Consider the following 16,130-nt stretch of genomic DNA (forward strand, 5'->3'; position numbering starts at 1 on the left):
GTCAGTGACCTTCGCTGGCGCCGAACCACGCGCCCGGGCAAGCGCAGCGGCTAAGGGCCGGCGCGTTGCAAGCGTTCAGGCGAGTCAGGTCGTTCAGGCGGGAAGGCCGGAAGGCAGACAGCACGCGTGCGCGCGGCGCACGGACGGCGCGATCACGCGAGCTGCAAGAGGCGATCGACGAGATCGGGGCGATCGAGTTGCTCGACCCACCACAGGAGTGCACGGCCGGCCTCGTCGCTGCGCCAGGCGAGATAGCAATGCGTGGTGTCGCGCATGCCGGTCACGCTGCGGGCGACGAGCTTGCCGTCGGCGATCGCACGGGCGGCGATGCATTCCGGCAGCGTGCCCACCGCCAGCCCTTCGCATTGCGCATCGAGCTTGGCAGCGAGCGTCGGCACCGCGAGCGTCGGCTGGCCCGCGTCGATCGCAACCGATTGCGGCGGCAGTTCGCGCGACGTATCGCTGATCACCGCGCCGCGATACCGGACGACCGTTGCCATCGACAGCGGCTCGGGAAGCGCGGCGAGCGGGTGGGTCGGCGCAACGGCGAACACGTGTTTCAGCGCGCCGATCGGGCGCGCGATGATGTTCGGCAGCTCGGGTGGCGCGCCGGCGGCGCCGACGACGAGATCCGCGCGGCGCGAGATCAGCGCGTCCCAGGCCCCGCCGAGCACTTCGGTCGACAGCCGCAGCCGCGTGTCCATCTCGAGCGCATAGAACCGGTGCACGAACGGCCACATCGCATCGAACGGCAGGATCTCGTCGATACAGATGCGGACCTCGGTTTCCCAGCCTTCCTGCGCGCGCTGCGCCTTCATCTCCAGCTGTTCGGCCGCATGCAGGAGCCGCCGGCCTTCCTCGACGACGATGCGGCCCGCGTGCGTGAGCTTCGCGCGTCGCCCGCTGCGGTCGAACAGCATGACGCCGAGATCGCTCTCGAGTTTCTGTACCAGGTAGGTCAGGGCGGACGGCACGCGATGCAGCAGTTCCGCGGCTTCGGCGAACGTTCCGGTACGGTCGATCGCATCCAGTGCTTCGAGCGCTTCGAATGACAGCTTCATCGCGAGTTCCGGGTGGAGGAGGCTGGCGCATCATACCAGCGCGTGCCGCACGAAGGGCAGCGCACGTCATGGTGGTTTGCTAGACTGACACGCCTCGTCATTCACTTGCTTGTCTCCACTCATGACTGCGCGTCAGGCGGACAACGCTTCTTCCGATTTCATCCCGGCCGACGTCAGGCAGACCGTCGTCGCGCAGGCGCTGCCGAAGGGACAGGTCAGCATCGTCCGGCTGAAGACGCTGCGCCGCAACAGCGGGCTCACCGCGCCCTATCAACTGGAGAATTCGGATCTCATCGTGTTGCAGTTGCGCCCGTTCGGCGAACAGGATCTGTGGCTCGACGGCCGCCGCGCGCCGTTCGTGCCGTACGGCGCGGGCACGGTCACGGTTTACGATCTCGATCGCGACTGGGTAGCCGATCTGAAGGGCGCGTTCGACTGCCTGCATTTCCACATGCCGCGCCCGCTGCTCGAGGAAACGGTGGACGACCTCGGCGGCCGGCAGCGGCCGCGGCTTTACCTGCCGCCTCACCTGAGCGCGCACGATCCGATCATCCACTCGCTCGGCCAGTCGCTGCTGCCCGCGCTCGCGCGGCCGGGCGAGGCGTCGCAGATGTTCATCGATCACGTCGGCCTCGCGTTTCAGGCGCACGTGGCCCACCGTTATGGCGGCGTCAGCGAGCGACGGGAAAAGACGTACGGGAAACTCACGCCGTCGCAGGCGCGCCGTGCGAAGGAATTGCTGCTCGAGCATCTCGACGGCAACCTCGGGCTGGCCGACGTGGCGAGCGCATGCGGGCTGTCTCGCAGCTATTTCGTGAAGGCGTTTCACCAGACCACCGGGCTGCCGCCGCATCGCTGGCTCATCGTGCAGCGCGTCGAACGGGCGAAGGAGTGGATGCGCAATCCGAGCCTGCCGTTGAGCATGATCGCCGACGCGTGCGGCTTTGCCGATCAGAGCCACTTCTCGCGGACCTTCACGCGCCTGACCGGCGTCAGCCCTCGCCGCTGGCGCGCGGACCATACCTGAGCGTCGTGATGCGGGGCCGGGCAGGCGAGGTTCGCTTCGTCATCCGGTATCGGAGCGTGTGCATCCTGCGCGGCTCGATTCGGCCGGGTGCGGGGCGGGCGCGGTAGCGGCGATCGCACGTGCGGCGCGCGGCTTGCGCCACGCCGGCCGGATTAGCGCGCGCCTGTAGCGGTGTGCGCAGGGTGCTTATGCGTAGAAGCCGATCAGCATGTCGAGATTGCGTTGCGCGTGCGGCTCGAGCGGCGCGAATTCCGCCGATCGAAACAACGGGGCCTGCGCGCGCAGATGCTCGAGCGCCTGCTTCCGGCCGGCGCGGAAGGCTGCCGACGGTGCATCGGGATCCTGCGCGCACTCGCACGCGATTGCGCGGTCGTACTCGCGCAGCCGGTCGGGTGCGGCCGCGAGGATCGCGAGATCGGCATCGAGAAAAATTTGCGTGGCGCGCTGCAATTCCGGATCGGCGGCGAACCCGTCAGGCAGCCGGTGCGACTTCGTCGCCAGCACCAGGTCGCGGGCAACGGACACGTGCGATGCATGCGCATGCAACCAGGCTGCGTCGCAACGCGCGTGCGTGACCTGCGCGAGCCATTGCGCGCTGAGCGCTTCGTTGTCCGCATACGCCGGCAGGGTCGTCGCGTAGACGATATCGTGCGCCCACACGGCCAGCTCGATGGCCGGCCACAGCGGGTTCGCACGATACGGCGCGAGGTGAGCGAACAGTTCCGCCAGATGGGCGAGCGTGTGATAGAAGCGCTGCGGCTCGCCGTACGCGCGCTCGACGAGCGGCCACACGGCCGTCGTGCCGAAGCAGGCGTTGCAGGCGGCGCGCAGCGTGCGCGCGATATCGGGATCGAGGGCGTTCATGGCGGCGATCGGCTCGGGCGGGCGATGCGCGCAGCATAGCAAACGTGGCCGCGAGCAGGCATGCCGCTTGCGCACGCGCACGGATTGCACCGTATCGGAGGTTGCCATGAAACGAATCTGGCCGCGCTTCCCGCTGCTCGCGATCTGGGCGGTCGGGGCGCTCGCGCTGTACGCAGACCTCGCCTCGGCGGCGCCCGATGTATCGATCAGCCGCGCGGATGACGGAACGACCGCGTCCGGGCAGCGGGTGAGCCAGTACACGCTGGCGAACCAGCGCGGCGTGACGCTGAAAGTCATCACGTACGGCGCTATCGTGACCGCGCTCGACGTGCCGGATCGAACCGGCCACGTTGCCGACATCGTGCTCGGCTTCGATTCGCTGCACGACTACGAAGCGCACAACGGCAACATCCATTTCGGCGCACTGATCGGCCGGTATGCGAACCGCATTGCCGGCGGCCGGTTCCCGTTCGATGGCCGGACGTGGACGCTGCCGGTCAATGACGGGCCGAACACGCTGCATGGCGGCCCCGGCAGTTTCGACGCGAAGGTATGGACGGTCACCGGTACGCACAGCGACGCGAGCGGGTCGAGCGTCACGCTGCGCTACGTGAGCCCCGACGGCGAGAACGGCTTTCCCGGCACGTTGACGACTGACGTCACCTACACGCTGACGCGCGACAACCAGATCCGCATCGACTACCGCGCGACGACCGACAAGGACACGGTCGTCAACCTGACCAACCACAGCTATTTCAATCTGGCCGGGCAGGCCGGCGGCAGCGTCGAGCGGCAACTGATCGAGATCGCCGCCTCGCGCTTCACGCCGACCGACGAGACGTCGATTCCGACCGGGCAACTGGCGAGCGTGGCGGGCACGCCGATGGATCTGCGCCAGCTGACACCGATCGGCGCGCATTTGCGCGACGCCTATCCGCAGCTCGTCATCGCGCATGGGTACGACCAGAACTGGGTGCTCGACCAGGGCGGCCAGCCGGCGCCGGCGTTTGCTGCGCGCGCTTACGACCCGGCGTCGGGGCGTTTCCTCGAGGTGTACACGACGCAGCCGGGGCTGCAGTTCTATACGGCCAACGGATTGAACGGCAGCGTCGCGGGCAAGGGCGGGACGGTCTATCGGCAAACCGATGCGTTTGCGCTGGAGGCCGAGCATTTTCCCGATTCGCCGAATCATCCGGCATTCCCGACGACGGTGCTCAAGCCCGGCGAGACGCTGCACGAAGTGACGGTGTGGCGGGTGGGGGCGCGATGAGCCGGGGCGCGGCCCGGATCGTCTCCGCTACAGGTTGAGCACGCCGCGCCCGAGTTCGATCACGCGGCCGCCCACGCCGATTTCGCCGCTCGCATTGACCGACAACCGCAACCGGCAAGGCCGGCCGACGGCGTCGCCCTGTTCGACCTGAAACGCGGCCGGCAGGTCGCGCTTCATCGCAAGCAGCCACCCGCCCAGATTCGCGCAGGCCGACCCCGTGCCCGGGTCTTCGGAAACGCTGCCTTGCTTCACGAAGAAGTAGCGCGACACCACCGTCCCCGGACGCTCGGCATCGAACGCGAAGACGTAGGCGGTCTTGCGGCCGAGGCTGCTGGTCGGCCAGATATCGAGGCAGGCGCTGTCGGGCTGCGCGCGGCGCACGGCGGCGGGATCCTTGAGCGCGACCAGCAACTGGTCGGCGCCGGTGTCGACCCAGATCGGCGACGTGAGCAGATCGTCTTCCGTGAGCCCCAGCAGCGCCGCCATCCGGGCGTCCGACAATTCGCACGGCGCCGTCTTCGGCATGCCTGCGTGCGGCGCGGTGAACGTCCACACGTCGTCATGCGCGCTCACGTCGACCACGCCGGCCTTGAATTCGAGCGCGAGATCGCCGCCGGCGCCCAGCAAGTCGCGCACGACATGCGCGGTGCCGAGCGTCGGATGGCCCGCGAAGGCCATTTCATAACCGGGCGTGAAGATGCGAACCCGCGCATGGGCGCGCTCCGACGGCAGCACGAAGGTCGTTTCGGACAGGTTGAACTGCACCGCGAGCGCCCGCATGGTCGCGTCGTCCATGCCGCGCGCATCGTCGAATACGCAAAGCGGGTTGCCGCCGAAAGTCGATTCGGCGAATACGTTCAGCAGGCGGAAGGCGTAGGCAGGCATTTGAATCTCGTGTGGGTGCGGCAATCGACGGACCGAGGGGCACGTTTGTCGGCGGCTTGCGGCAGAGCGGCGGCGACATCGCGTCGCAATGCGGTGCGTCATTGTGCCCGCAAGATGCGATGAAAGGGCGCCATCTGGGCTGGCCGTTTTTCATGCATGATCGGGGTCTCCGGTTTGCGGATGGAGATCCGGTTCGATCATTCGACTATCCGCAACGTGCAGGTTCGAGCGTGCAGGGGGACGACATGGGATCTGACGGAAGCGCCCCGGACACCGGCGGCGACCAAGCGAATGCCGGCTCGCCGCAAACGCTCCTGGACGCGATCGTCCGTGGCGTCGAAGGCCACGGCATTCCTGCCGGCACCGATTGGCCGACCGCGAAGCAACTCCTCGCGGACAACGATGGCCAGTGGAAATTCTCGGCGGTGCTGGTCCCAATCGTCGCGCGGCGCGAGCCGACGATCCTGCTGACCCGACGCGCGTCGGACCTCAGCGAATACTCGTCGCATGTGAGTTTTCCGGGCGGACGCCCGGCCGAGTCCGACCGCGATATCGGTACGACCGCTTTGCGCGAGGCATTCGAGGAAATCCGTCTCGCGCCTGATGCGGTCCGCGTGGCCGGCAGCTTGCCGATCCACAAAACCAGAAAACGCAATCACGCGATCTTTCCCGTGGTCGGCATCGTGCCGGAAACGGCGATATGGGAGGCGGCGCCCGCGGAAGTCGCGGAGATCTTCGAGTTTCCGTTCGCCGTGCTGCTGAATCCGGATCTGCTGCGGCAATACACGGACGGCGAACGCACGGGCGCATGGTACTGGGCGGAGCAGGCGCAGGACATCTGGGGCGTGACGGCGCTCATCCTGAGATCGCTCGCCGGTCTGGTGCGCGATGCCATGCGTTGACGGCATGCGTCGACGGTCGCATGCCGACGCACGTCAATGCGACGACACGAATTGCGCATCCTCGAAGGCTTCCGGAATCGCGAAGCTGTCGCGCATGCGCTGCGTTTCCTTCGCCGGCGTCAGGCCGAACAGGCGCTTGAATTCGCGGCTGAACTGCGACGGGCTCGCATAGCCGACCGCGTAGCCGGCCGCCTCCGCCGTCAGGTCCTCACGCACCATCAGCAGGCGCGCCTGATGCAGCCGTGTCGACTTCAGGTACTGCATCGGCGACACCTGCGTGATCGCCTTGAAGTGGCTGTGAAAGCTCGGCACGCTCATGCCGGCTGCGTCGGCCAGTTGCGGCACGTCGAGCGGCTGCGCGTAATCGGCATGGATCACGCGCAGTGACCGGCCGATCCGGCCGAACTGCCCGCGCATCGCCAGCGCGCTGCGCATCGCGCTGCCCTGCGCGCCGGTGAGCACGCGGAAATACAGCTCGCGCAGCAGTGCCGGGCCGAGCACCGCGGCGTCGAGCGGCCGGTGCATCGCCTCGACGAAACGCAGCACCGACGCGTGCATCGTCGCATCCATCGGCGTCGACATCATGCTCCTGGGCGCCTGCACCGGCTCCGCCGTCCCTTCGCGGTCGATCTGCGCCGCGAGTTCGGCGGCCATCGTGAAATCGAGGTGCAGATACAGCGCGAGCAGCGGGCGCTCGGGCGTGGCGTCGGTTTCCATGCTGAACGGCACGGGCACGGACACCGCCAGGTAGTGATGTTCGTCGTACAGATAGCGCTCGCCGCCGAAGTAGCCGCGCTTGCAGCCCTGGCACACGATCACGATGCCCGGGTCGTACAGCACCGGCGTGCGCGACAGCGCGCGGTTCGAACGCAGGATGCGCACGCTCGGCAGCGCCGTCAGGTTGTAGCCTTCGTCGGGCGCCAGCGTGCGCAGCAGCGCCACCAGGCGCTTCCGGTCGCGCGGCGGCAGCGTCGGGGATCGGGCGGGGACGGGATCGGCGCTCATAGTTTTGTGCAAGAAAATCAGCGGAATCGGGCTTATTCGACGTGGCTCGTCAGACTAGTATGCACGCTCCAATCGACATTCGGGAGAAGCTCACATGGCATCCGGCAAGCTCATGCTCATTACCGGCGTCAGCAGCGGCTTTGGCCGCGCGCTCGCGCAGGAGGCCCTCGCGGCGGGTTACACGGTGGTCGGCACCGTGCGAAGCGCGCAGGCGGCGCAGGATTTCGACGCACTGTCCGCGCGGGCGTTCGCGCGGGTGCTCGACGTGACCGACTTCGACCGCATCGACGGCGTCGTGGCGGACATCGAGGCGAACGTCGGGCCCGTCGACGTCCTGGTGAACAACGCCGGCTACGGGCACGAAGGGATCATGGAAGAGGCGCCGCTCGCGGAGATGCGCCGGCAGTTCGACGTGAACGTGTTCGGCGCGGTCGCGATGATGAAGGCGGTCATACCTTACATGCGCGAACGGCGGCGTGGCCACATCCTGAACATCACGTCGATGGGCGGCCACATCACGATGCCGGGCATCGCGTACTACTGCGGCAGCAAGTTCGCGCTGGAAGGTATTACCGAAACCGTCGGCAAGGAGCTGGCGCCGTTCGGCATCGCGGTGACGGCCGTGGCGCCGGGTTCGTTCCGCACCGACTGGGCCGGCCGCTCGATGCTGCGCACGCCGCGCTCGATCGCCGATTACGACGCGCTGTTCGATCCGATCCGCCAGGCGCGCGAAGAGAAGAGCGGCAAGCAGCCGGGCGATCCCGCGAAGGCCGCGCGGGCGATGCTCGCGGCGATCGCGGCGGACCATCCGCCCGCGCACCTGCTGCTCGGCAGCGATGCGTTGCGGCTGGTACGCGGCAAGCTGGCGGCGCTGGACGCGGAAATCCGCGCGTGGGAGGCCGTGACGGTGTCGACGGACGGTTGACGTGCCGTGCCGCACGATCGTTCGCCCGTAGCGGGTTCGTCCACGTTGTCGACATCGTCGACGGTCATTCGCAACTTGGCATCCTCGTTTAACAAACCTGTCCGATAATGGCTGCCGGCCAGTGCGCCGTTCATCCACCTCACAGGAGTCATCGCGATGCCATACGTCACAACGAAGGATCACGTCGAGATCTTTTACAAGGACTGGGGCCCGAAGGACGCGCAGCCCATCGTCTTCCATCATGGCTGGCCGTTGTCATCGGACGACTGGGACGCGCAGATGCTCTTCTTCGTCCAGAAGGGCTATCGCGTGGTGGCGCACGACCGGCGCGGCCACGGCCGGTCGGCGCAGGTGTCGGACGGCCACGACATGGATCATTACGCGGCGGACGCGTTCGCGGTCGTCGAGGCGCTCGACCTGCGCAATGCGGTGCACATCGGCCACTCGACCGGTGGCGGCGAAGTCGCGCGCTACGTCGCGAAGCACGGCGAGCCGGCCGGCCGCGTCGCGAAGGCGGTGCTGGTCAGCGCGGTGCCGCCGCTGATGGTGAAAACCGCATCGAACCCGGAAGGCTTGCCGATCGAGGTGTTCGACGGCTTCCGCAAGGCGCTCGCCGACAATCGCGCGCAGTTTTTCCTCGATGTGCCGAGCGGCCCGTTCTACGGGTTCAACCGCGAAGGTGCAACCGTGCATCAGGGCGTGATCCGCAACTGGTGGCGACAAGGGATGGAAGGCAGCGCGAAGGCGCATTACGAAGGCATCAAGGCGTTTTCGGAAACGGATCAGACCGAAGACCTGAAGTCGATCTCCGTCCCGACGCTCGTGCTGCATGGCGAAGACGACCAGATCGTGCCGATCGCGGATGCCGCGCTGAAGTCGATCAAGCTGCTGAAGAACGGCACGTTGAAGACGTACCCGGGCTACTCGCACGGGATGCTGACGATCAACGCGGACGTCCTCAACGCCGACCTGCTGGCTTTCGTGCAGGCGTAACAGTGTGAGCGCAGGCCCGCTTCGGCGGGCTGCGCTGCCCTTGCGGGCCGGCGGCGCGCGGTCGCGCCCGTCGCGCCGTCGGCCACGCGGCCGGATCACTGGCCGCTGCGGTTCAGCCCGGGCCGTTGAAGCGGATGCCCGGAAACGTCAGGCGCGGCAGCCGGCTTTCCAGAAACGCGAGCAGTTCGCGCACCTGCGCGGCCTTGGCGGAATCGTCCGGCCAGACGAGGTAGTACGCGTCCCCCGTATTGACGGCGGTCTTGAACGGCAGCACGAGCTGCTTCTCGTCGATGGCCGTCGCGCACAGCGCGAGATCGCCGATCGAAATGCCGTGGCCGGCAATCGCCGCCGCGATCCCCTGTTCGAGCATGTCGAACACCTGCCCGCGCGTGATGTCCACCTCGAGATCATGGCCGCTGCCCTTGAGCCAGCGGCGCCAGTCGCGCCGGTCGGGCGACGGGTGGATCAGCTCGCACGCCGCCGGATTCGTGCGTGCGACCGTCGCGGTCGCTCGCGAGCACACCGGAATCAGCCATTCGTCGAACAGCTTCACGCACTGCGTGGCCTCGCCGAACTTGCCCGCGCCGAGCAGGATCGCGCAATCGTAGGATTCGCTGAAGAAATCGACGGTATCGACGTCCATCCACACGCTCGCGATCTGCACCTCGAACGCGGGCCGCGTGGCGCGAAACGCGGCCAGGGCGTCGAGCAGCCAGCGCATCGTGAGCGTGGACGGCGCCTTGAGCCGCAGCACGTCGCGTTGCGACTGGAACAGCACGCACGCTTCCTCGATCTGCCGGAAGCCGCGCCGCAGGCCCGACGCGAAGATGTGCGCTTCCGCCGTCACGGTCATTTTCGGGCCGTGCCGGACGAACAGCTTCCGCCCGAAGTACGCCTCGAGCGTCCTCACGTGCTTGCTCACCGCGCTTTGCGTGAGGCTGAGTTCCTCGGCGGCCAGCGTAAACGAGCCGGTGCGCGCGGCGCTTTCGAACGCGCGCAGCGCGTAGACAGGCGGGAGCGGTTTGGCCTTCATGGGTTTAGAACAGGAATAAAACTCATGTCATCCGGCAGGATTTTCCGTTTTTTAACAGCAGGCCGGGTACGCAATACTTCAGAAAACCGTGCAATCCGGTGCGCTGAAGCACGATGATGCCACCGTGGCGGGCACGCGCGTCCATTCACCCCACAACTTTTTTTCATGGCACTTCATTACCCGCTGCTGTTCGCCTATCTCGCCGCGATCGTGCTGCTCATCGCGACACCCGGCCCGGTCGTCATGCTCGTGGTCGGCACCGTCGCGCGGCGCGGCTTCCGCCAGGGGATGCTGACCGCGGTGGGCGCGAATGCCGCGAGCCTCGTGATGATCGCGGGGGCGATGCTGATGGTGTTCGGCGTCGTGCTCGTCAGCGAGCGTCTGTTGACCGGGTTGCATGTGGCCGGTTGCGTGTTCATCGCGGTGCTGGCGGTCCGGACGCTGCTCGGCGAATGGCGCGCCGGCCGCACGCGTAACGGCAACGGCGCGCGGGAAGGAGAACCGGCAGCGCAGGCGCGCGGCTTGCCGGGCGTCGTGCGCGGCTTTCTCGTCGGCATCGCGAATCCGAAGGACCTGCTGTTCTTCGTCGCGTTCTTTCCGCAGTTCGTCGGCATCACGCCGGATTCGCGCGTGAGCCTGGCCATCCTGGCCGCACTGTGGATCGCGGTCGATTTCACGATCCTGACCAGCTACGTGGCCGCGATCAACCATCCGCTGATTCAGCGCAAGCAGCGCTGGATCACGGCGTCGTCGGCGGGTGCGCTGCTCGTGATTGCGCTCGCCGGGCTCGGCAGCACGATCGCGGGCGCCGCGTAAGGCCGCCGGCGATCTGCGTGACGCTTCGTTCGCTCCCACTCCTTGACCGATTTCGATCATGTCCAGCACCCGTCCGGCTTTCTCCGAACACCTCTTTTCCTATGGCACGCTGCAACTCGAACCCGTGCAGCTCGCGACCTTCGGCCGCAAGCTCGACGGTCGCGAGGATGCGATGCCCGGTTACGCGATGACGATGCTGAAGATCGACGATCCGGAAGTGGTGGCGACGAGCGGGAAGACGCATCATCCGGTGGTGGCTTATACCGGCCAGTTCGGTGATCGTGTCACCGGCACCGTGTTCGCGATCACGCCGGCAGAACTGCAGCACGCGGACGACTACGAAGTCGACGCGTATCGCCGCGATCGCGTGGTGCTCGAATCGGGCGTCGCCGCGTGGGTGTACGTGGACGCGACTTCGCCGCGACCGGCCTGAATCCGGCGCGTGGACAGGCGCGTGGCTGTCGCGCCTGCGCCTGCTAGTCGTTGCGCAGGAACACGACGTAGCCGCGGAACCACGGATTCGTCGCGAGGTACGGCGGCGCGTCCCATTCGCCGCCCTGGAGGATGCCGATGCGAAACGGCAACTGCAGCCGTGCGACGCGCGGCAGGTAGTCCGCATAGTCGGGGATCGTGCGGCGGCCCTGGTAGGTCTGCACGACCACCTCGTCGACGATCCCCCTGAGCTGGTTGACCTGGTCGGTATCGATGCGGCTGCTCCAGTCGAGCAGCCCGGTGATGCTCAGCCGGCAATCGGCGGGCAGCGTGTCGCGCAGCGACCGCAGGAATTCGAGGTAATCCTGCAGGTGGCGCGTGCGCGCATCGAAGTCGATCTGGATGCCGGTGATCGTGCGGCCCGACGCGCGCCAGCGCGTGAGTTGCGCGAGCATGATCTGCGTGACGCGCGGCGTCCAGCGTAGCGTATGCGCGCGATAGACGAGCCACACGCGCGCCTGCGGCGCGGGCGGCAGCGCCACCCCTTGCGCGATCACGCGGACCTGCGACTCGTCCCGCGGCGACGCCTCGATCTGCCCTTGCAGCACGTAGACGGCACGTGCGCCGTGCACGACCGCCTGCGGCTTCACGCCTGCCCACAGCCAGAACGCGTCGTACCGCGCGGCGTCGACGGTGCCGGCCAGTGCGACGCGTCCGGCCAGCAGCAGTGCGAGGCACGCCAGGCATGCGATGCGCGTCACGCGGCGCTTACCAGTAGTAGCGAAGCTTCTGCGCCCACGGGCTCCCCGCGTAGCTGGCCTTCAGCGTATCGAACCAGCGCTTGCGCACGTTCTTCGGTACTTCCTTGCCGCCGCATTCGTTGGAGCCGCCCGGTGCATAGCACTTGATCGCGCGGTAGTACGCGTAGGCGCGGTCGTTCGGGTTCGCCTGCGCATCGGCCATCACCGTCACGTAGCTCGACATCCGCTCGAACGGCTTGCCCGCGAACTGGGACGGCGCGGCGCCGAGCGTCGGCGGGATGCGCGTGGCGGCCGTCGTCGACGCGTTGCGCATCCACAGCGGCACCGGATCGTTTTCGAGGCCGGCCGCGGGCGGGTGCAGGCGCACGAAATCGGCGAGACAGTTCAGCCCTTTCGCATCGGCGGGATTCTGCTGGAGCACCGTGGCGATGTCGTGCGCGGACGGGCACGTATAACCGTCTTCGTTCCTGGCGCCGGCCGCGATGAACGGCTTCAGCGGATCGGCCGGCTTGCCGGACACCAGCGCGGCATCGGCGATGAATTCGGCGTAATGCGAACGCGTGAGCTCCTTGTACAGCAGCGTGTACAGCGCGGTGTCGCGCAGCGCGCCGCCGGTCGCCTGGTTTTGCGCCTGGGCGCGCAGCAGGTCCGCATTGGCCGAGCGTTGCAGCAGCACGGCGCGGATCGCGGCGTTCTGCACGGGCGAATCGTCGGCGAACGCATCGTTGACGAGTCCGGCCTGCTCCAGGTTGATCGCGAGCGCGAGTTCCAGCGCCTCGCGCTGGAAGCGGAATGTCGCGAGCGGGATCAGGTCGCGCCACAGCTGGCGCGCCTTGTCGGACTGGCCGCTATCCTCCAGCGCGAACCCGCGCAGCGCCTGCTGGCTCAGGCCGAAGTAATCGAGCGGCTCGGCGGGCGTCTGCGGCAGCAACGCGAGTGCGGCGTCCGGCTTGTGGCCGATCTGCACGTACCAGGTCGCGAGCAGGTAGTCGTAGAGCGCGGGCGCGTTCGCGAAGCGCGGCTTCTGCGCCTGCAGGTCGTCCAGCGTCAGCGGCTTGGCGCGGCTCGAGTCGCTGTTTTCCGACGTGCGCATGCGCAGCAGGTCGACGGTCGCGAGCACGGTCGGCGACTGGATCTGGCTCGCGTCGAATTCCGACCCGAACAGCAGCTTGCTGTCGAGTTCGTTCGCCAGCTGGATCAGCGGCACGTTCGACGTCGCCGGCGACCAGCGCGCGAGCGCGTGGCCGTACAGGTCGGCCTGCTGCGTGACGTTGCCGCCGAGCCACGCGACCCGCCGCAGCAGCCCGTTCGCGGAGGTCGCATAGCGCCCCTGCGGGTACACCTTCAGGTAAGTGCGAAACACCGTATTCGCGGCGTCGAGCGACACCTTCGTCACGCGGCCGCGCGACGGCGTGGGGCTGTCGTTGTCGAACACGTTGGCCTGCGCGGCGTTCAACTGCGCGCGCCCGGTCATGTAGAGTCCGGTTTCCTTCAGCCACGGGTTCGCGCTGTGCGACGCGCTCGCGAACGCACGGGTCGCGGTGAGGAAGTCGGCGCGGTAGAACGCGTTCGTGCCGTCGAGGTACGCGGCGAACTGCTGGCCGAGCGGCGACTTGACCGGCGGTTTCGTCCACGCGGCGCTCGCGCCGCCGGCGGCGCAGGTCTTCTGCGCGATGTCGGCACGCGCTGCGCGCAGGCGCGCGGCTTCGTCGGCGGGGAGGCCGCCGGCACTGCCCAGTGCGTCGTTGAATGCGTCGGCGCCCGAGGTCATGCTGCGGCAGATGCTGCCTTCGCCGTCGGCGTACTGGTTCGACGGTGTTTCGGTCTGCGCCGCGCCGCCGGTCTTGTCGGGCGTCTTCTGCCCGATAGAGATCCATCCGGAAAAGTCCATCGGAAACGGCACGATGATCTGGTGGATCCGGTCTTTCGCCGGGATCGTCTTCGGGTCGGGAAACGCCTGCGCGACCTTGGTGCTGTCGACCATCATCAGCATCGCGTTGATACGCGTGTCGTTGGCGGGGCTCAGTATCGGCAGGTTGCCGCAGAAGTACGCGTTCTGCCGGAGCGTGACCGGCGCTTCGCAGCTATCGTCCGAGCTGGCATGGGCCGCCGGAATCCAGAACAGGCTGACCGCCAGCGCGGCGAACAGGTTTCGATGCAGCAATGGGCTTTTAGGCATTTTTTCTTGTGCCGGGTGTGGGGCCGCAGCGGCCGGGTCTCTCAGGTGAGGCGTTTCGCCCCGGCGCGTATCGTACCTCACTGGTCGCTTCGGCCGCGAGCGCGCGCAGGCCGGCCGATCGCCGCATCGAATGCGGGCCGGCGAAATGGAAGTCCACTTACTGTAGACGCAACGCCACCTTGAATCCGGACCGCCTGAATTAAGATGCAGCCGGCAGTGACGGACATCCGACGATAGACGACCTGTCGTCGTCCTCGCTGCCTGACGGGGGCGGTCTGCCGGAAGCGGCGTTCGCATCGATCCGCACGACCGGGTCGATCATGATTGAGGGTGAGCGGACGCCGGTTTCCATGCCTGTTCAATAGTATTGCTTATCAATAGGCCGATCGACGCGAGGCATCGTGAGGCGAACGGCAGACGAGAGTGCGCCGGCACACGAAAAGAAGAGGATCCCGATGAAACCCATTACATGGATGGTCATGGCAGTCGCGCTCGCGCTGTCCGCCTGCGGCGGCGACGACGTCGCCACGAACGGCGGCGCGTCGTCGTCGCCGAACACGCCCGGTACGCCTTCCGGCCCGACCTCGCCCGGTGGCGGCTCGAACGGCGGCTCGAACGGCGGGCCGACGGGCGGCGGCGGGACGACGCAACCGCAGGCCGGCTGGTCGAAGGCTGCCGCCGTGGACGGCAACGGGCCGGAGGGCCAGCCCAGCGTGACCATCGACGCGAGCGGCAACGCGCTCGCCACCTGGATGACCAATGGCCCGGCCGGCACGAACGGCAACGAAATGTGGGGCGCGCGCCGTGTGGCGGGCTCGGGCTGGGGCAGCGCGACGCGGCTCGACACGGGCGACGGTTCGCATGCGATGAACACGCTGACCGGCGTGCAGCCGAAACTGGTCGGCAATGCGAGCGGGCAGGCGGTCGCGTTCTGGACCGAATGGACGCCGGGCGCCAACACGTACGCGTTGTGGGCGCGCCCGTACAGCCCGGGTAGCGGCTGGGGCACGCCGGTCACGCTCGCGCCGGACATGGCCGGGTCGTCCTATTCGGCCGGCATGGACAACCAGGGCAACGCGCTCGTCACCTGGACGCAGTCGATCAGCCTGCTCGATACGCGCATCGCGTGGTCGCGCTATACGCAGGCCGGGCAGTGGTCGCCGACGGCGCTGGTCCAGATGCCGGTGCAGAGCGGCCCGGACGCCGTGACCGGCGACACCGACAACGTGCGGCCGATGCTGTCGGTGCTGTCGTCCGGCCGGGCGGTGCTCGCGTGGCGGCAGACCAACCATACGAAATCGGCGCTGTGGACGGCCACGTACGACGCGACCAACGGCTGGACCAACGTCAACCCGGTCGTCTCGAACTCGAGCCTGTTCACGACGATCATCTCGCCGGTCGCCGGCATGGACGCGAAGGGCAACATCACGCTGGTCTGGGGGCAACTCGACGTGACGGGCGGCAAGCTCTACAACGCCACGATGTCGCAGCGCTATGTGTCCGGAACCGGGTGGCAGCCCGCGCAGCCGGTCGCCCCGGCGATCGTGGTGCCCACGGGCTTCATCGCGACGCCGATGCTGACCGTCAACGAAAACGGCGTGGCCGCCGCGATGTGGGCGGAAGGCGGCGCGGTGCTGCAGGCGAGCGTGTCGGACGCCAGCGGAAACTGGGGGCCGCTGCAGAAGCTGACGGAACACCTGAACGGGGCGGCGCTCCAGTACCCGCCGCTGGTGATCGACCCGGCCGGCAACGTGACGGTCGCCTGGGAGGACACGGGCACGCCGAACGCGTCGGTCCTCCTCGTGGCCGGCTACCGGAACGGCGCGTGGAGCACGTCGACGGCGGATCCGCAGGATGGAACGTGGCCGGCGCTGGCCGTCAACGCGGCGGGGGCGATGGCGCTCGTCTGGCAGGGGTTTGCCGCGAACATCGGCAGCCAGATCCAGTCCAGTTTTTATACGCCGGGCTCGTAATCAT

Annotated in this window: 15 protein-coding genes; 8 read left to right on the top strand and 7 right to left on the bottom strand. The window is 67.7% G+C overall.

The window, feature by feature from the left end:
* Positions 1 to 152 precede the first annotated feature (152 nt).
* Positions 153 to 1,061: a LysR family transcriptional regulator gene (locus CFB40_RS32285; protein WP_089429538.1), complete on the bottom strand. Its 909-nt coding sequence runs from the start codon at positions 1,059 to 1,061 to the stop codon at positions 153 to 155.
* A gap of 121 nt (positions 1,062 to 1,182) precedes the next feature.
* Here CFB40_RS32285 and CFB40_RS32290 point away from each other — a divergent pair, with 121 nt between their 5' ends.
* Positions 1,183 to 2,088 carry a helix-turn-helix domain-containing protein gene (locus tag CFB40_RS32290; RefSeq protein WP_089429539.1) on the top strand — a complete coding sequence of 302 codons (906 nt, stop codon included), beginning with the start codon at positions 1,183 to 1,185 and terminating at the stop codon, positions 2,086 to 2,088.
* Between the two features lie 186 nt (positions 2,089 to 2,274).
* Here the strand turns inward: CFB40_RS32290 and CFB40_RS32295 are convergent, their stop codons facing one another.
* Positions 2,275 to 2,952: a hypothetical protein gene (locus CFB40_RS32295; RefSeq protein WP_089433595.1), complete on the bottom strand. Its 678-nt coding sequence runs from the start codon at positions 2,950 to 2,952 to the stop codon at positions 2,275 to 2,277.
* Positions 2,953 to 3,058: 106 nt separating this feature from the next.
* On the opposite strand from CFB40_RS32295, the gene CFB40_RS32300 reads away from it, so the two are divergent.
* Positions 3,059 to 4,222, top strand: a complete 1,164-nt coding sequence (locus tag CFB40_RS32300) for an aldose epimerase family protein (protein WP_089434005.1) — start codon at positions 3,059 to 3,061, stop codon at positions 4,220 to 4,222.
* A gap of 27 nt (positions 4,223 to 4,249) precedes the next feature.
* Here the strand turns inward: CFB40_RS32300 and CFB40_RS32305 are convergent, their stop codons facing one another.
* Positions 4,250 to 5,107 (bottom strand): PhzF family phenazine biosynthesis protein, encoded by an 858-nt coding sequence (locus CFB40_RS32305; protein WP_089433596.1) that lies wholly within the window; start codon positions 5,105 to 5,107, stop codon positions 4,250 to 4,252.
* 11 nt (positions 5,108 to 5,118) lie between these two features.
* Here CFB40_RS32305 and CFB40_RS32310 point away from each other — a divergent pair, with 11 nt between their 5' ends.
* Positions 5,119 to 6,009: an NUDIX hydrolase gene (locus CFB40_RS32310; protein WP_256976946.1), complete on the top strand. Its 891-nt coding sequence runs from the start codon at positions 5,119 to 5,121 to the stop codon at positions 6,007 to 6,009.
* A gap of 33 nt (positions 6,010 to 6,042) precedes the next feature.
* On the opposite strand, the gene CFB40_RS32315 is transcribed toward CFB40_RS32310, so the two are convergent.
* Complete coding sequence (locus CFB40_RS32315) at positions 6,043 to 7,014, bottom strand: AraC family transcriptional regulator (RefSeq protein ID WP_089433598.1); 972 nt, start codon at positions 7,012 to 7,014, stop codon at positions 6,043 to 6,045.
* 94 nt (positions 7,015 to 7,108) lie between these two features.
* On the opposite strand from CFB40_RS32315, the gene CFB40_RS32320 reads away from it, so the two are divergent.
* Both CFB40_RS32320 and CFB40_RS32325 read left to right on the top strand, forming a co-directional pair.
* Positions 7,109 to 7,939, top strand: a complete 831-nt coding sequence (locus CFB40_RS32320) for an oxidoreductase (protein ID WP_089433599.1) — start codon at positions 7,109 to 7,111, stop codon at positions 7,937 to 7,939.
* Between the two features lie 156 nt (positions 7,940 to 8,095).
* Positions 8,096 to 8,932, top strand: coding sequence for an alpha/beta fold hydrolase (locus tag CFB40_RS32325; RefSeq protein WP_089433600.1), 837 nt, complete (start codon positions 8,096 to 8,098; stop codon positions 8,930 to 8,932).
* 112 nt (positions 8,933 to 9,044) lie between these two features.
* Here the strand turns inward: CFB40_RS32325 and CFB40_RS32330 are convergent, their stop codons facing one another.
* Entirely contained in the window at positions 9,045 to 9,965 is a 921-nt protein-coding gene (locus CFB40_RS32330) for a LysR substrate-binding domain-containing protein (RefSeq protein WP_089429546.1), read from the bottom strand.
* 165 nt (positions 9,966 to 10,130) lie between these two features.
* Here CFB40_RS32330 and CFB40_RS32335 point away from each other — a divergent pair, with 165 nt between their 5' ends.
* Both CFB40_RS32335 and CFB40_RS32340 read left to right on the top strand, forming a co-directional pair.
* Positions 10,131 to 10,781: a LysE family translocator gene (locus CFB40_RS32335; RefSeq protein WP_089433601.1), complete on the top strand. Its 651-nt coding sequence runs from the start codon at positions 10,131 to 10,133 to the stop codon at positions 10,779 to 10,781.
* A 58-nt stretch (positions 10,782 to 10,839) separates the two neighbouring features.
* The gene (locus CFB40_RS32340; protein WP_089433602.1) at positions 10,840 to 11,214 is read left to right on the top strand and encodes a gamma-glutamylcyclotransferase family protein; all 375 of its coding nucleotides are present in this window, start codon (positions 10,840 to 10,842) and stop codon (positions 11,212 to 11,214) included.
* Between the two features lie 43 nt (positions 11,215 to 11,257).
* Here CFB40_RS32340 and CFB40_RS32345 read toward each other — a convergent pair whose 3' ends face one another.
* Positions 11,258 to 11,974: a DUF3142 domain-containing protein gene (locus CFB40_RS32345; RefSeq protein ID WP_373452701.1), complete on the bottom strand. Its 717-nt coding sequence runs from the start codon at positions 11,972 to 11,974 to the stop codon at positions 11,258 to 11,260.
* Between the two features lie 7 nt (positions 11,975 to 11,981).
* Positions 11,982 to 14,153 (bottom strand): hypothetical protein, encoded by a 2,172-nt coding sequence (locus tag CFB40_RS32350; RefSeq protein WP_089433603.1) that lies wholly within the window; start codon positions 14,151 to 14,153, stop codon positions 11,982 to 11,984.
* Between the two features lie 455 nt (positions 14,154 to 14,608).
* Here CFB40_RS32350 and CFB40_RS32355 point away from each other — a divergent pair, with 455 nt between their 5' ends.
* Positions 14,609 to 16,126: a hypothetical protein gene (locus CFB40_RS32355; RefSeq protein ID WP_089433604.1), complete on the top strand. Its 1,518-nt coding sequence runs from the start codon at positions 14,609 to 14,611 to the stop codon at positions 16,124 to 16,126.
* Positions 16,127 to 16,130 lie beyond the last annotated feature (4 nt).

It is taken from the genome of Burkholderia sp. AU31652, from assembly GCF_002223155.1.
Taxonomy (GTDB): Bacteria; Pseudomonadota; Gammaproteobacteria; order Burkholderiales; family Burkholderiaceae; genus Burkholderia.

Coding starts and splice junctions, on each gene's coding strand:
- CFB40_RS32285 (WP_089429538.1), bottom strand. CDS start 1,061: ATGAAGCTGTCATTCGAAGCGCTCGAAGCACTGGATGCGATCGACCGT.
- CFB40_RS32290 (WP_089429539.1), top strand. CDS start 1,183: ATGACTGCGCGTCAGGCGGACAACGCTTCTTCCGATTTCATCCCGGCC.
- CFB40_RS32295 (WP_089433595.1), bottom strand. CDS start 2,952: ATGAACGCCCTCGATCCCGATATCGCGCGCACGCTGCGCGCCGCCTGC.
- CFB40_RS32300 (WP_089434005.1), top strand. CDS start 3,059: ATGAAACGAATCTGGCCGCGCTTCCCGCTGCTCGCGATCTGGGCGGTC.
- CFB40_RS32305 (WP_089433596.1), bottom strand. CDS start 5,107: ATGCCTGCCTACGCCTTCCGCCTGCTGAACGTATTCGCCGAATCGACT.
- CFB40_RS32315 (WP_089433598.1), bottom strand. CDS start 7,014: ATGAGCGCCGATCCCGTCCCCGCCCGATCCCCGACGCTGCCGCCGCGC.
- CFB40_RS32320 (WP_089433599.1), top strand. CDS start 7,109: ATGGCATCCGGCAAGCTCATGCTCATTACCGGCGTCAGCAGCGGCTTT.
- CFB40_RS32325 (WP_089433600.1), top strand. CDS start 8,096: ATGCCATACGTCACAACGAAGGATCACGTCGAGATCTTTTACAAGGAC.
- CFB40_RS32330 (WP_089429546.1), bottom strand. CDS start 9,965: ATGAAGGCCAAACCGCTCCCGCCTGTCTACGCGCTGCGCGCGTTCGAA.
- CFB40_RS32335 (WP_089433601.1), top strand. CDS start 10,131: ATGGCACTTCATTACCCGCTGCTGTTCGCCTATCTCGCCGCGATCGTG.
- CFB40_RS32340 (WP_089433602.1), top strand. CDS start 10,840: ATGTCCAGCACCCGTCCGGCTTTCTCCGAACACCTCTTTTCCTATGGC.
- CFB40_RS32350 (WP_089433603.1), bottom strand. CDS start 14,153: ATGCCTAAAAGCCCATTGCTGCATCGAAACCTGTTCGCCGCGCTGGCG.
- CFB40_RS32355 (WP_089433604.1), top strand. CDS start 14,609: ATGAAACCCATTACATGGATGGTCATGGCAGTCGCGCTCGCGCTGTCC.